Below are 14,038 nucleotides of genomic sequence, written 5' to 3' on the forward strand. Positions count from 1 at the left end.
CCTCCGTGACGAGGGGGCGGCCCTCGCGGCCAGGACCGGAAGGACCTCGTTCGACGAGAGACGTGGAAACCCCGTACGGATGCTCCCGACAGCACGGGCCAGGCACCGGAGTCCGGTGGCGAAACATCACGCCGCAGCGGAACTCGGCTGACGACTTCATCGTTCGCGATGTCGTCGTGCACTGGCGTGAGGGCCGCCGACGGGGGCATCGGCTACGGGGACGACGGACAGAAACAGTGGTGATCCGGGGGTCTCCCTGACGGGAAGTCATTCAGGGATTGGTGGCTAGATTGGTGGCCGTGCTGGCTGTCCGGAGGGTACGGGCCAGGGAGACGGCGTGGCCGACCGCCCAGAGGTGGAGGTAGAAGAGGCGGGGGTTGTCGCGCAGAGCGTGATTGTGCAGTTCGACGACCTTGATGCCGCCGTGCCGCAGCGCTCTGATGACCGGCTGGACCTCGTTGGCGGTGATGACGAAGTCCCCGCTGACCGCGGCAGAGCCGCTCCCCACGGAGTGGAAGGCGAAGGACGTCGTCACACCCATGGCCGGCGGCACCACGAAGGTGTCGTCGCTGATGGTCTCCCTGCGGACGAAGGAGAACCGGTAGCCGTCCTCGCTCACGCCCTTCGCGCCGATCGCGGCGTCGATCGCGGCGGTGTCGAGACCGGCCGGAGGGGTCCTGTCGGGCTCCCGGGGCCCGGGGGTGGCGGTGGCGTCCAGGCAGGCTCGCATGGCGAAGGCCAGGACCGCCGGGTCGGTGGAGAGTCCCCGGTCGTGCGTCCACCAAAGGGTGGGCCGGTGGGCGAGCAGATGTTTGTGGATCGCGCACTGTTCCAGGTCGTGGGCCTGGATGACGTCGGTCACCCGTTGCAGCTCGGCCTCGGTGGCGACCACGTCGCCCATGAGCATCGTTCGGCCGTCGGGGTAGCGGCCGAACGCCGTGTACGACGCCTCCACCAGACCGCGGACCCCGTACGAGGACAGGTTCAGGTCGTAGCGGGGAAACGTGGCGCGGTATACGACGCCGTCCGCGCCCAACTGCCCAGCCCCGTCCAGCTCTTTGGCCACAGGCTGCCAGTCAGCCGGGCGTGTCACCACGGGGTGCTGCAGCACCCCGGGGACTTCACCGCGCGTGCCCCCGGCGCGGGTCAGAGCGTGTGCCACGGGGGCCTCGGTCAGGGCGGAGGCCAGCGCGCTGCCCGTGAGGAGAAAGCCACGGCGCGATGTCTGAAGAGTGCTGCTGCAGTCTGGCTTCATGTGTCGTCCCCTGGTACCCCGGCTGATTGTTCGGGCCAGACCGGGATAGCGGTTTTCGCCGCTCAGGTGCGGGCGACACGACCGAGTTTCGCCTGGTCGTGGGGGGGGTCGGGGTACGGCGTTCTGCGCCCTTGTCAGTGAGCTGCTCTCGCCCGGATCGGTAATCGACACTCTCGCGCGCGGGCGCGGACCGGGTGGAACTGCTGCCGGCCCACTACGGCTACGCGGAGGCGTTGGTGCCCGTGCGAACCTTCCTCCCGCGGCAAGCGATCGGCGGCCTGGCCTGGTCGCAGTCGCTTGTACTCGGTGGCTACTGGCTGCGCGACTCCGTACGCCATCCCGCCGGTTGCACAGGCGAGGAACTCGCCGACCTGGCTGTTCGCCGTCCGCCCGGCGGTGCCGGAGTACTGCCGCCGCGCCCCCTGCCGACCGCGTCCGCACTTTCATGAAGCCCGTCTCGTCCACCGTGCACCTCGCCCGCGAAGTCCGCCTTGCCCCCTCCGGGTCGTGTTGGACCCGCAAGCTGTCGATGCGCCGCCCCATGTTCCCGAACAGGGGTCCGAGGCTTCGGAGAGGAGCACGACCCCGTCCCTCGATCTGGGTGGTGACGTGGTGGTGACTGGAGGCCGACGGAGGTTTGGGCTTCGGGCTGTGCTCGTTCATCGGAGTCAGGAGGTGGGTGCAAGCGCCTCCCAGCCCGCGTCGACAAGGAGCCGGGCACCGGTCGCGGCCAGGACCTCCTGCACGCGGATGCCCGGAGCGGTTTCCACCAGGTGCAGTCCCTCGGGGGCGACGTCGATGACGGCCAGGTCGGTGATGATCCGGTTCACCACACGGCGGCCCGTGGCGGGAAGGCTCAACTCCTCGACGATCTTCGGGCGGCCGTCCCTGGCGACGTGCTCCATCACGACCACCAGCCGGCGGGCGCCGTGGACCAGGTCCATCGCACCGCCCATGCCCTTGACCATTTTGCCGGGGATCATCCAGTTGGCCAGGTCGCCGTGCGCCGACACCTGCATGGCGCCGAGTACGGAGACGTCGATCCGGCCGGCCCGGATCATGCCGAAGGAGAGGGCCGAGTCGAAGTAGGAGGTGCCGGCGACGGTGGTCACCGTCTCCTTCCCGGCGTTGATCAGATCGGGGTGCTCCTCGCCGTCGTACGGGTAGGGGCCCACGCCCAGAATGCCGTTCTCCGAGTGCAGCACCACGTGCACCCCGTCCGGCAGGTGATTGGGGATCAGGGTGGGCAGGCCGATGCCCAGGTTGACGTACTGGCCGTCGCGCAGCTCCCGGGCGGCGCGGGCGGCGAGCTGGTTGCGGTCGAGCGGCATGGTCACTTCTCCTCGGAGTGGGTGCGCGGAACGGCTGCCTGGGCGCCGATGTGTGCCGGGCGCACGGTGCGGCGCTCGATGCGCTTGTGCAGACAGTCGTCGACGGCGACCACACGGTCCACGTACACGCCGGGCAGATGGACGGCGTCCGGTGGCAGTTCGCCGGCGTCGACGATGCGCTCGGCCTCCACCACGGTCATGTGCCCCGCCATCGCGCACAGCGGATTGAAGTTGCGCGCCGCCGCATGGAAGACGCAGTTGCCGTGCCGGTCGGCGACCGCGGCCCGGACCAGGGCGAAGTCGGCGGTGATGGCTTCCTCCAGCAGGTAGCGGCGGCCGTTGAACTCCCGTGTCTCCTTGGGCGGGGAGGCCACCGCGACACCGCCGTCGCGGGTGTGGCGCCACGGCAGGCCGCCCTCCTCGACCTGGGTGCCCACCCCGGCCGGGGTGTAGAACGCGGGGATGCCGGTGCCCCCTGCCCGCAGTCGCTCGGCGAGAGTGCCTTGCGGCGTCAGTTCCACCTCCAGTTCGCCAGCCAGGTACTGGCGGGCGAACTCCTTGTTCTCGCCCACGTAGGAGGAGGTCATCCGGGCGATCCGGCCGGCCCGCAGCAGCAGTCCCAGCCCCCAGTCGTCCACACCGCAGTTGTTGGACACGACCCGCAGGCCGGACGCGCTCGTCTCGGCCAGCGCGGCGATCAGCGTCGACGGGATGCCGCACAGGCCGAACCCGCCGACCGCGAGTGTCGCGCCGTCAGGGATGTCCGCCACTGCCTGCGCGGCCGCGGCCACCACTTTGTCCATGCCGTGTCCCTTCCCCACCGGGTTCGTTCGGTGGATCTCACCCTCGCGGTACCGGCTCCCACCGACCATGTGTGCCGATGCCACGACTGGGCCCGGAAGAGCGGTGATTGACCACATGCCGCCCGTCGTGCGGCGCTCCTATCGTTCCGGCAATCACGCACCGCGCCCACTGTCAGGAGCCGATCGCCATGCGTTCCAGCCTCACGGACACCTTCCGAAGCAGATCCGTTCGCGCACTCACCCTGTTCGCGGTCGGCGCTCTGGTCGTGGGCTGCTCCTCGGCCGGCACGGCCGGCACGGCGGCCGCCGGCGCGGGCGGCAGGGCCGCCCCCGTGAAGGTAGGGCTGGTGTACTCGCGCAGCGGACTCCTCGCCGCCTACGGCAAGCAGTACGAGCAGGGCTTCAAGGCGGGTCTGGAATACGCCACGCACGGGACGGACAAGGCCGGAGGCCATCCGATCGAGGTCACCGAACAGGACGACGCGGGCGACCCGGCGAAGGCCGTCGCCGCGGCCAAGACCCTCGTCGGCAAGGGCTGCAAGATCCTTGCCGGCACCACCGACTCCGGTGTGGCACTGCAGATGGCGCCGCTGGCCGCGCAGAACAAGGTGCTGTACGTCAGCGGTCCCGCCGCCACCGACGCGGTCACCGGCGTCAACGCCTACACCTTCCGCTCGGGCCGGCAGTCCTATCAGGACATCCTCGCCGCCGGAACACTCCTCGGCGACGCCAAGGGCAGGAAGGTCACGGTACTGGCCCAGAACTCCGCGTTCGGACAGGCCAACGTGGCCGCCGTGAAGTCGGTCCTCGGCAAGGAGGGCGCGCACGTCGGCTCCGTGTTGGCCCCGCCGAGCGCCACCGATCTCACGCCCTTCGCCCGGCAGACCAGGGCCGGCAAGCCGGACCTGGTGTTCGTCGCCTGGGCGGGCGCCACCGCCCCCGCTCTGTGGACCGCGCTGAACCAGCAGGGCGTGCTGGACGCCAGCAAGGTCGTCACCGGACTCGCCGGCACCGCCTCGTACCCGGTCTTCGGACCGGCCGGCTCCAAGGTCGCCTTCCTCGCGCACTACTTTCCCGGCGCCGGGGGCGGCAACCCGGTGGAGAAGGCCATGCTCGACGGCATCACCAAAGCCGGCGGAACCCCCGACCTGTTCAGCCCCGACGGATTCACCGCCGCCCAGATGATCGTGCACGCGGTCGAGTCCGGCAGCGCCACCGACACCGCGGCCATGGCCAGGGCGCTACAGGGCTGGAGCTTCGACGGACCCAAGGGCAAGGAGCAGATCCGCGCGGCGGACCACGCCCTGCTGCAGCCCATGTTCACGGCCCGGCTCAGGGGCACCGGCAGCACCGCCCGGCCCGAGCTGATCGGCAGCATCCCGATGACAGCGGTCGCACCACCGGCCGCGCGGACGGCGGGCTGAGACGATGTCCTCCTCGAACATGACGTCACCGGGCGCCGCGCGGGTTCCGGGCGCCGGGGAGGCCCCTGCCTTCCCGGCCCCCGTGCTCCGGCTGCGCGACATCGGCTGGACGGTCGGCGGTGCGACCCTCGTCGACTCCGTCTCCTTCGACGTCCGCGAAGGAGAGTTCCTCGCCTTCATCGGCCCCAACGGCGCGGGCAAGACCTCCCTGTTCAACCTGGTCAGCGGGCTCAGTCCGGTCTCCCGGGGCACGATCGAACTGGACGGCCGCGATGTCACCGGGGAAGCCGCCTACGCCCGGGCCCGGCGCGGCCTCGGGCGCACCTTCCAGACCTCCAGCCTGTGGCCGGGCATGACGGTCGCCGACCACGTGGCGCTCGCGGCCCAGGCTGCCGACGGCGGCTCGTACCGGGTCTGGCGCCGTGCCGACACCTACCCGGAGCGGGTCGACCGGGTGCTGGCCCGCACACAGCTCGCGCACCGCGCCGACACCTGTGCCGACGCCCTCTCGCACGGCGAGAAACGCAAACTCGAACTCGCCGTCCTGCTCGTCGGCGAGCCCCGGCTGATGCTGCTGGACGAGCCGATGGCGGGCGTGAGCGCCGAGGAGGTGCCCGCGCTGACCGACCTCATCCGGTCCTTGCACAAGGAGGAGGGGCGCACCGTGCTCATGGTCGAGCACCACATGGACGTGCTGCTGGACCTGGCCGACCGGCTGGCCGTGATGCATCACGGCACACTGCTGGCGCTGGACACCCCGCAGGCCGTGATGGCCGACCCCACCGTACAACAGGCCTACCTCGGGGAGGAGTTGTGAACCCCGCCCCGGTGCCCCTGCTGACCGTACGCGATCTGCGGGTCGTGATCGGGGGCAAACACATCCTGCACGGCGTCGACCTGGAGGTGGCGGCCTCGGGCACCACCGCTCTGCTGGGCCGCAACGGAGCGGGCAAGACGACCACCGTACGCGGCATCCTCGGCCTGGTCCCTCGAACCGGCAGCGTCCTGCTGGCCGGTGAGGAGACGGTGCGCCTGGCCACCCACGCCCTGGTGCGCCGAGGGATCGGCTACGCCCCCGAGGACCGCGGTGTCTTCGCCGCTCTCAGCGTGGCGGAGAACCTGCGGCTGGCCGAGCGGCCCGGCGCCGGTGAACCGGCCTACGACCTGGTGCACGAGCTCTTCCCGGAGCTGAGACGACGCGCCCGGCAGGCCGCCGGAACCCTGTCCGGCGGCCAGCAGCAGATGCTCGCCATCGCCCGGACCCTGCTCAACGGCAACCGGCTGATCATCGCCGACGAGCCCACCAAGGGCCTGGCGCCCAAGGTGGTCACCGAGGTCGCCCAGGCGCTGGAGCGTGCCGCCGAGGCGGTACCCGTCCTGCTCGTGGAGCAGAACCTCGCCGTGGTGCGCCGTATCGCCCGCCACTGTGCCGTCCTCGCGGACGGCCGCACCGCGCACCGGGGCCCTGCCGCCGACCTGCTCGCCGACGCGGTGGCGGCACGCCGGCTGCTCGGCGTCGGCAGCGCCGGCCACGGCAGTCCCGCGAAGGGTTCCGCGGACCCGTCCGTTCGCACCGCGGCGCGCCCCGCCGCCCGGACCACGGAGGCGGACGCCTGATGGCCACCGTCGTGCTGCTCACCTTCACCGGACTCGGCCTGGGCGCCCTGTACTTCCTGGTCGCCGCAGGCCTTTCGCTGATCTTCGGACTGATGGACGTGCTCAACTTCGCCCATGGCGCGCTGCTGTCCGTGGGCGCCTACGGTGCCTGGTGGGCCGCCTCCGGCCACCTGCCCGGAGCCGGCCCCGGAGTCGCCGGATTCGCCCTCGCCGTCGTCTTCGGCACCGTGGTGGGCACGGTCGCCGCCGTGCTGCTCGAACTCGCCGTGATCCGCCCGCTCTACACCCGTCCTCGCGAGCAGATCCTCGCCACGGTGGGCGTGGGTCTGGCCGTGCCGGCGCTGCTGGCCGCGATCTGGGGGTCCGACGCCAGGCCCTTCCTCGGGCCGAAGGCACTGTCCGGAACGTTCGGGCTGCTGGGCGCCGAAGTGCCGCTCGACCGCCCGGTGTTGATCGGCGCGGCCCTGGTGGTACTGACCGCGCTCAAGCTGTTCCTGGGCCGCACCCGGCACGGGCTGGTCGTGCGCGCGGGGGTGGAGGACCGGGCGATGGTCACCGCGCTCGGCATCGACGTGCGCAGGGCCTTCACCCTGGTCTTCGCCATCGGCGGCGCGGCAGCGGCCCTCGGCGGTGCCGTCGGCGGCCTCTACTTCGGCTCCGTGGACCCCCAACAGGGCACCTCGCTGCTCATCTTCGCCTTCGTGGTCGTCGTGACGGGCGGCATGGGCTCGCTCACCGGCGCCGCGCTGGCCTCGGTGGCCGTCGGCCTCGTCCAGCAGTTCGCCAACTACTACACCACCGCCGGGCTCGGCGACCTCGCTGTCGTCGTCCTGCTCGCCGCCCTGCTGCTCGTCCGGCCGCGGGGGCTCACCGGGAGGCTCGCATGACCACCGCCACCCAGCCGCGTGGCCGGGCCCGCACGGCGAACCACCGCGTCGCCACCCGCTCCGAGCGGCTGCGGCGAGCCACCCGCTGGTGGCCCGCCCTGCTGCTGGTGGTGCTCCTCACGTTGCCCTACAGCGCGTTGCCGTTGCCGGGCCTGCTGGACGGCCCGATCGGCAGTCCCGGCAACCTGCAACTGCTCGCCCTGTGCCTGCTGTTCGGGGGCCTGGCCACCGGCTACGACCTGCTGCTCGGCCGTACGGGTCTGCTGTCCTTCGGGCACGCCCTCTACTTCGCCGCGGGCACGTACGTCACCAACACCGTGATGCTCGAAGCGGGTCTGCCGTTCGCCGCGTCCGCGCTGTCGGGACTGCTGGCGGGCACGGCGCTGTCCGCGCTGCTGGGCGCCGTGAGCCTGCGAGTCAGCGGCATCGGGTTCTCCATGGTGACCCTGGCCTTCGCGCAGGCCGCGTCGATCCTCGTGCAACGCGATCCCGGAGGCGTCACCGGCGGCGAGGAAGGCAGGGCCGCGCCCGCGGACAGGCTGCCGGCCTCGCTGGTCGGCATCGAGCACACGGCCAACCTGTACTGGATGGCCCTGGCCTACCTCGTGGTCGTCCTGGTCGTCGTGCAGTGGGCGGTCCGCTCGCCCACCGGCCGGGTCTGGGAGGGCATCAAGGAGAACGAGCGCCGGGTGGAGGTGCTGGGGCTGCGCCCGTACGGTTTCAAACTGGTCGCCTTCGTCCTGGCCGGCACCCTGGCCGCGCTCGGCGGCATCGTGTACCTGCTGCTGACCGGCGGCGCCACGCCGCAGACGACCACCTCCGACTTCACGCTGTCCCTGCTGGTGATGGTGGTGCTGGGCGGCTCGGGGACCCGGTGGGGACCGATGATCGGTGGCATCCTCTACACCTGGGCCGATCACCGGCTCGGCGACCTGGCCGGCTCGGGTGCGGTCACCTCTCTGCCCTCCGTGGTCCGTGTGCCGCTCTCGCAGCCGCTGTTCCTGCTCGGCGCCCTGTTCGTCGCGGTGATCTACCTGCTGCCCGGCGGCGTGGCCCGGCTCCCGGCCCGGCTGCGCACCGCCCGTACGTCCCACGCCGCCGCCGACCACGAGGAGGTCCTCCAGCCATGAGCCGCACTCCACGGAACGAGCCAACGGCCCATCAGGGTGGCGCTGTCCCCGGGCACGAGGAGTTCCAGGTGCCGGTGGCCGGCGGGGAGTTGGCCGTGTCGCGCTGGCCGGCCGACGACCCGGGCGCGCCGGTGGTCCTGGCGCTGCACGGCATCACCGCCAACGGCCTGAGCTGGGCGCGCGTCGCCCACCACCTGGCCGGCCGGGTCACCCTGGTGGCGCCGGACCTGCGCGGCCGGGGCCGCAGCGGGTCACTGCCCGGCCCGTACGGCATCGCGGCCCACGCCGACGACATGGCCGCCGTGGTGGAGGCGCTGGGCGTGGCGCGGGTGGTGCTGACCGGCCACTCCATGGGGGCCTTCACCGCGGCCCTGACCGCGGTGCGCCATCCGGACCTGCTGACAGGCCTGTTGCTGGTGGACGGCGGCGTGGGCTTCCCCGTCCCCCCCGGCCTGGATCCCGACGAACTGATCACTTCGGTGATCGGCCCGGCCATGCGGCGGCTGTCGATGACGTTCCCGGACCGGGAGGCCTACCGCACGTTCTGGCGGCGGCATCCGGCCTTCGCCGGCTCCTGGTCGCCGTGGGTGGACGCCTACGTCCAGCGCGACCTCGTGGGGGAGGAGCCCGAACTGCGCTCGTCCTGCAGCCTGGAGGCGGTCCGCACCGACGGCGTGGACCAACTGCGCGAGGAAGTGTCGGGTGCGGTGCACCGGCTGCCCCGCCCGGCCGTGCTGCTGTGGGCCGAACGCGGTCTGATGGACGAGCCGCAGGGCCTGTACGACGAGCAGCGGCTCGCCTCCGCGGGCCTTGCCCCCCGCCTGGTGCGCACACAGCTCGTGCCCGGCACCAACCACTACACGATCATCGTCGGCGACGAGGGCGCCCAGGCCGTGGCACGGCATCTGCTGGCCGCGGCCGGCGTGGCGGGAGCCGGCGGCCGGGACGGCACACCGTAACGGCGATCGCGCCGGCTCCCGTCCGGGCGTCAGGTGCCCGACAGCAGGTGCAGGCGCAGGGCGAGTTGGAGTTCCAGGGCCTGTTCGGGGGTGTTCCAGTCGGGTCCGAGCAGCGCCTGGATGCGGTCCAGGCGCTGCACGACGGTGTTCACATGGACGTGCAGCTCCTCCTTCGCCCGGGTCAGGCTCCCGCCGCAACCGAAGTAGGCGTGCAGGGTGCGGACCAGTTGGGTGCCGCGCTGGGCGTCGTACTCCAGCAGCGGCCCCAGGGTCGCGGCGATGAAGCCGTCCACATCGTGGTGGTCGCCCAACAGCACGCCGAGGAAGCCGAGTTCGTCGGCGCTCGCCCCGGTCCCGGCGCGGCCGAGCACGTGCAGGGCGCGCAGGCAGCGGGTGCCCTCGGCGTGTGCGTCGGCGATGGCCCGCGGCCCGGTGGCCGGCCCGGCGCCGGCCACCGTGACCGGCGTGCCGGCCAGCTGGCCGAGCTGCCCGGCGGCGACGCGGGCCGCCTCACCCGGACCGGTGCCGTCGTACGGCAGTAGCAGTACCACGGTGTTCTCGTGTTCCGCGCTGACGCCGCTGCCCCCGAACAGGCAGCGTGCGGCGGCGTCGACGAGCCGCTCCCGAGCCGCGGCACCGGACCGGGCGACGAGCAGGACGTGGGGTCGGTCGAGGTCGATGCCCAGGCGACGGCCGCGGGCCACCAGCCCGGCCGGGTCGCGGTCGGGTGCGGTGAGAAGATCGGTGAGCAGGTCGCCGCGGACGCGGTTCTCGGTCTCCGCGACCGAACGCCTCAACAGGAGCAGCAGTGAGGTCACGACGCTGCTGCGCTCGAACAGGCGCCGGTCGGGGCCGTCGAGCTCCGGCCGCCCGTACAGAACCATGCAGCCCAGCAGTTCCTGCCCGGCCAGCACCGCGCAGACCCAGCGCCCGTCGCGGAACACGGCATGGGCGGCCGCGCGCGAGCTCTCCGCGGCCGTGACCAGCGCGGCCGCCTCGGCGTCACCTGCGTCGCCCGTGCCCCGGGTGAAGGCTCCACCGTCCCCGGTGACTGTGGTGAGCGGCCACCCGGAGCCGTCGTGGACCGCGACGTCCCCCTTCAGCAGACCGGCCACGGCGGCAGCCACATCCGGGACGTCACCGCCGCGCAGCACCAGATCGGTGAGCCGGTCATGGGACTCCTCGGCACGCTGCATGGCGGCTGAGTGCTCCCGGATCACGGCGTTCGCCTCGGCCAGCTCGGCCAGCGCGACGCGGGTGTCGGCCATGGCTTTCGCGGTGTCGATGGCGATGGCGGCATGGTCGGCGAGCGAGCACAGCAGGGCGACCTCGTCCGGGGCGAAGGCGCGCGGCGTGCGGTCCGCGGCGAAGAGCGCACCGATGACCTGGCCGCCGCTCCCCGACCCCAGCAGCAGCGGCACGCCGAGGATCGCGACCAGGCCCTCGTCCAGAACCCCGGCGTCGATGCTGCCGGTGTGGAGGAAGCGGTCGTCGGAGCGGTAGTCCGGGGACGCGTAGGGGCGCGCGGTCTGCGCGACCAGACCGCCGAGGCCTTCCCCCAGCTGGAGGCGCAGGTTCTGGAACAACTCCGACACCGAGCCGTCGGTGACCCGCATGTAGGTGTCCCCGGCCTCCTCGTCGGGCAGCGTGAGGTAGGCCGTGTCGGTGCCCAGGAGCATTCTGGCCCGCCGGACGATGGAGCGCAGCACGGCGTCCAGGTCGCGCAGGGCCGCCAGATCGCCGGCGGTGTCGAAGAGCGCGGTCAGCTCCGCCTCCCGGCGCCGGTGCTGCGTGAGCGCGCCTTGTACGCGCAGCGCCGCTTCGGTGGCCTGTTCGACCTCCGCGAGGTCCGGGGCGGAGGCACCGCTGCGTCGCGCCTCTACGGCGACGGCGCCGATCTCTTCGGCAGGGGCGCCTGCGGCGAGGAGTTCGAGCAGCCGGCGCAGGTGACGGGCGGCGGAGGTGGGCTGGTGCGGCATGGGCGGGCAACCGTTGCGAAGTCGGGGACAGGGAAGTCGGCGTACGGCCGAGGAGGGCCGGAGCCATCCCCGACCGGGAAGACCCTGACCCTCCGGCCGGGCAGTGGTACCGGCCCGTCAGGCGGACGCGGCCCGCTGCTGGTCCGGGGCCGGCCGCGCCGCGGAGCCCTCCGGCTCGATCGCGGCCAGGTCTCTGCCACGGGTCTCGCGCGCGGCGACGACCGCGATCACGGTGATGAGGGCGGCCAGGCCGACGTATACCGAGATCGGCGTGGAGGTGCCGTAGGAGCCGAGCAGGGCGGTGGCGAACAGCGGGGCCGGGGCCCCGGCCGCCACCGAGGAGAGCTGGGCGCCGATGGAGGCGCCGGTGTACCGCATCCGCGTGGCGAACAGCTCGGAGAAGAACGCCGCCTGGGGTGCGTACATGGCGCTGTGGAAGATGAGGCCGACGGTGACGGCCACGACCAGCGCGGGGAACGACCTGGTGTCCAGCAGGGCGAAGAAGGCCCACGACCACAGGCCCACGCCGACCGCGCCCACCAGGTACACCGGCTTCCGGCCGATGCGGTCGGAGAGGGCGCCGAACAGCGGGATCAGGCAGAACTGCACGGCCGAACCGATCAGTACGGCGTTCAGCGACGTCTGCTTGTCGATCTTGAGGTGCTCGACGCAGTAGGTGAGGACGAAGGCGGTGATCACGTAGTAGGAGATGTTCTCGGCCATCCGGGCGCCCATCGCGACCAGGATGTCCCGCCAGTGGTTGCGCACGACCGCGACGAACGGCGGCTGCTCGGCCCGCTGTTCCGCCTTGCGCCGCTCGGCCTTGGCCAGCGCCTCCTTGAACAGCGGGGACTCGTCGACGGACAGCCGGATCCACAGACCGATCATGACGAGCACGGCGGAGAGCAGGAACGGCACCCGCCAGCCCCAGGAGGTGAACGCGTCGTCGCTGAGCACGGTGGTCATCAGGGAGAGCACTCCGACGGCGAGCAGGTTGCCGGCCGGTGCGCCGCCCTGCGGCCAGGACGCCCAGAAGCCGCGTCGCTTCGCATCACCGTGTTCGGAGACCAGCAGCACCGCCCCGCCCCACTCGCCGCCGAGGGCGAAGCCCTGGACCAGGCGCAGGGTGGTCAGCAGCAGGGGAGCCGCGACACCGATCGTGTCGTAGCCGGGGACGCAGCCGATCAGGGCGGTGGAAAGGCCCATCATCAGCAGGCTGATCACCAGGAGCTTCTTGCGGCCGAGGCGGTCGCCGTAGTGCCCGAACACCACGGCGCCGATCGGGCGGGCGGCGAAACCGATGGCATAGGTGAGGAAGGACAGCAGGGTGCCGGTCAGCGGGTCCGACTCGGGGAAGAACACGTGGCCGAAGACCAGGGCGGCGGCCGAGCCGTAGAGGAAGTAGTCGTACCACTCGATGGTGGTGCCGATGAGGCTGGCCACGACGATCTTGCGCAGGCCTCCCGGTCTTGCGGAGGAGTCCGGGTCGGTCACGGCGTTGTGAGCGCTGGGCATGGGTGTCACCGTTTCGGAAGGAGAGGGGAGCGGACCTCCGGATCCAGCCGACGCTGGGGGACGAAAGGAGCAGGTCCGGGGGAGTTCGAGGGCGGGTGCGCCGGGGGCAGTGGCGCGCGGGTGCCGTCCCGGCCGACCTCAGCCGGTCGGAACCGGCATGGGCGGGCAGGACGACGGGCGGTCGACGGGCGGTCAGTGCGCCGTCCAGCCGCCGTCCAGGGGGATCGAGCCGCCGGTGAGGTAGCCGGTGCGTTCGGTGCACAGCCACAAGGCCGCCTCGGCGACCTCGGCCGGCGCGATCAGGCGCTTGATCGCGGTGCGTTCCAGGAACACCTGGTCCATCACCTGCGCCGCCGGGATGCCATGGGCGAGAGCCTGGTTCGCGATCTGCTCCTCGACCAGCGGCGTGCGGACGTAGCCGGGATTGATGCAGTTGCTGGTCACGCCGTGCGAGGCACCCTCCAGGGCGACCACCTTGCTCAGGCCCTCCAGTGCGTGCTTCGCCGCTACGTACGCCGACTTGTACGCGCTGGCCCGCAGGCCGTGCACCGAGGAGATGTTGACGACGCGGCCCCACTGCCGCGCGTACATGTGGGGCAGGGTACGGCGCAGGATGCGGAACGGCGCCTCCACCATGACCCGCTGGATCAGGGTGAACCGCTCCGGCGGGAACTCGTGCACCGGCGCGACGTGCTGCAGACCCGCGTTGTTGACCACGATGTCGGCGTCGTCCGGCAACGCGTCGACGGCGTCGGCCTCGGAGAGGTCTGCCACGACCGCGATGCCGCCTATCGTCTCGGCCACCTCCTTGGCGGCCTCGGCAGCCCGGTCCACCACGTAGACCTCGGCACCGGCCGCGGCGAAGCCCTCGGCGCAGGCCCGGCCGATCCCGCTGGCGGCACCGGTGACCAGAACTTTGCGGCCGGTGAGGAATCGGGTCGAGGCCAGACCGGACGCGGTGACGTCACCGGCCTCGGAATGCTGGGTCGAGCCCTCGGCGGAGCTCTTGGCGCTGTCCATGGCCGAACACGGTAGGTAGGAACCATGAGGTGAGACACGTGGGTCGCCACCATATTTCCGAAGCATGAGATGGGTTCGGCCACCATGGGCGGGTGCTCGGTGCTCGGTGCTCGGTGCT

At 72.0% G+C, this 14,038-nt stretch carries 12 protein-coding genes and 1 pseudogene; 6 read left to right on the plus strand and 7 right to left on the minus strand.

Features of this window, described 5'->3' with window-relative positions; translation table 11 throughout:
- Positions 1-271 precede the first annotated feature (271 nt).
- The 4 genes and pseudogenes from ACFC8N_RS34210 to ACFC8N_RS34225 all read right to left on the minus strand — a co-directional run bounded on the left by ACFC8N_RS34210 (position 272) and on the right by ACFC8N_RS34225 (position 3,389).
- A complete protein-coding gene (locus ACFC8N_RS34210; RefSeq protein ID WP_376292577.1) occupies positions 272-1,255 on the minus strand; it encodes a DUF1259 domain-containing protein in 984 nt (327 codons plus the stop codon).
- 344 nt (positions 1,256-1,599) lie between these two features.
- A pseudogene (locus tag ACFC8N_RS34215) lies at positions 1,600-1,720 on the minus strand (IS701 family transposase); the annotation flags it as partial.
- 203 nt (positions 1,721-1,923) lie between these two features.
- The gene (locus tag ACFC8N_RS34220) at positions 1,924-2,586 is read right to left on the minus strand and encodes a CoA transferase subunit B (protein WP_376292579.1); all 663 of its coding nucleotides are present in this window, start codon (positions 2,584-2,586) and stop codon (positions 1,924-1,926) included.
- A gap of 2 nt (positions 2,587-2,588) precedes the next feature.
- Positions 2,589-3,389 carry a CoA transferase subunit A gene (locus tag ACFC8N_RS34225; RefSeq protein ID WP_376292582.1) on the minus strand — a complete coding sequence of 267 codons (801 nt, stop codon included), beginning with the start codon at positions 3,387-3,389 and terminating at the stop codon, positions 2,589-2,591.
- Positions 3,390-3,577: 188 nt separating this feature from the next.
- Between ACFC8N_RS34225 and ACFC8N_RS34230 the strand changes: the two genes are divergently transcribed.
- The 6 genes from ACFC8N_RS34230 to ACFC8N_RS34255 are packed head-to-tail and all read left to right on the plus strand — an operon-like array spanning position 3,578 to position 9,406.
- On the plus strand, positions 3,578-4,813 hold the full coding sequence (locus ACFC8N_RS34230; RefSeq protein WP_376292585.1) for a substrate-binding domain-containing protein: 1,236 nt from the start codon (positions 3,578-3,580) through the stop codon (positions 4,811-4,813).
- A 19-nt stretch (positions 4,814-4,832) separates the two neighbouring features.
- On the plus strand, positions 4,833-5,630 hold the full coding sequence (locus tag ACFC8N_RS34235; protein ID WP_376292587.1) for an ABC transporter ATP-binding protein: 798 nt from the start codon (positions 4,833-4,835) through the stop codon (positions 5,628-5,630).
- A complete protein-coding gene (locus ACFC8N_RS34240) occupies positions 5,627-6,430 on the plus strand; it encodes an ABC transporter ATP-binding protein (protein ID WP_376292589.1) in 804 nt (267 codons plus the stop codon). The genes ACFC8N_RS34235 and ACFC8N_RS34240 overlap by 4 nt, the downstream gene beginning before the upstream one ends.
- Entirely contained in the window at positions 6,430-7,317 is an 888-nt protein-coding gene (locus ACFC8N_RS34245) for a branched-chain amino acid ABC transporter permease (protein ID WP_376292592.1), read from the plus strand. The genes ACFC8N_RS34240 and ACFC8N_RS34245 overlap by 1 nt, the downstream gene beginning before the upstream one ends.
- Entirely contained in the window at positions 7,314-8,447 is a 1,134-nt protein-coding gene (locus ACFC8N_RS34250) for a branched-chain amino acid ABC transporter permease (RefSeq protein ID WP_376292595.1), read from the plus strand. Before ACFC8N_RS34245 ends, ACFC8N_RS34250 begins: the two co-directional genes overlap by 4 nt.
- On the plus strand, positions 8,444-9,406 hold the full coding sequence (locus ACFC8N_RS34255) for an alpha/beta fold hydrolase (RefSeq protein WP_356033798.1): 963 nt from the start codon (positions 8,444-8,446) through the stop codon (positions 9,404-9,406). The genes ACFC8N_RS34250 and ACFC8N_RS34255 overlap by 4 nt, the downstream gene beginning before the upstream one ends.
- A gap of 29 nt (positions 9,407-9,435) precedes the next feature.
- On the opposite strand, the gene ACFC8N_RS34260 is transcribed toward ACFC8N_RS34255, so the two are convergent.
- The 3 genes from ACFC8N_RS34260 to ACFC8N_RS34270 all read right to left on the minus strand — a co-directional run bounded on the left by ACFC8N_RS34260 (position 9,436) and on the right by ACFC8N_RS34270 (position 13,920).
- Positions 9,436-11,385 carry a helix-turn-helix domain-containing protein gene (locus tag ACFC8N_RS34260; RefSeq protein ID WP_376292598.1) on the minus strand — a complete coding sequence of 650 codons (1,950 nt, stop codon included), beginning with the start codon at positions 11,383-11,385 and terminating at the stop codon, positions 9,436-9,438.
- Positions 11,386-11,502: 117 nt separating this feature from the next.
- Positions 11,503-12,900, minus strand: coding sequence for an MFS transporter (locus tag ACFC8N_RS34265; protein ID WP_376292600.1), 1,398 nt, complete (start codon positions 12,898-12,900; stop codon positions 11,503-11,505).
- Between the two features lie 192 nt (positions 12,901-13,092).
- A complete protein-coding gene (locus ACFC8N_RS34270; RefSeq protein WP_362817250.1) occupies positions 13,093-13,920 on the minus strand; it encodes a 3-hydroxybutyrate dehydrogenase in 828 nt (275 codons plus the stop codon).
- Positions 13,921-14,038: the final 118 nt, after the last annotated feature.

The organism is Streptomyces sp. NPDC055966 (genome assembly GCF_042269865.1).
Lineage (GTDB): Bacteria > Actinomycetota > Actinomycetes > Streptomycetales > Streptomycetaceae > Streptomyces.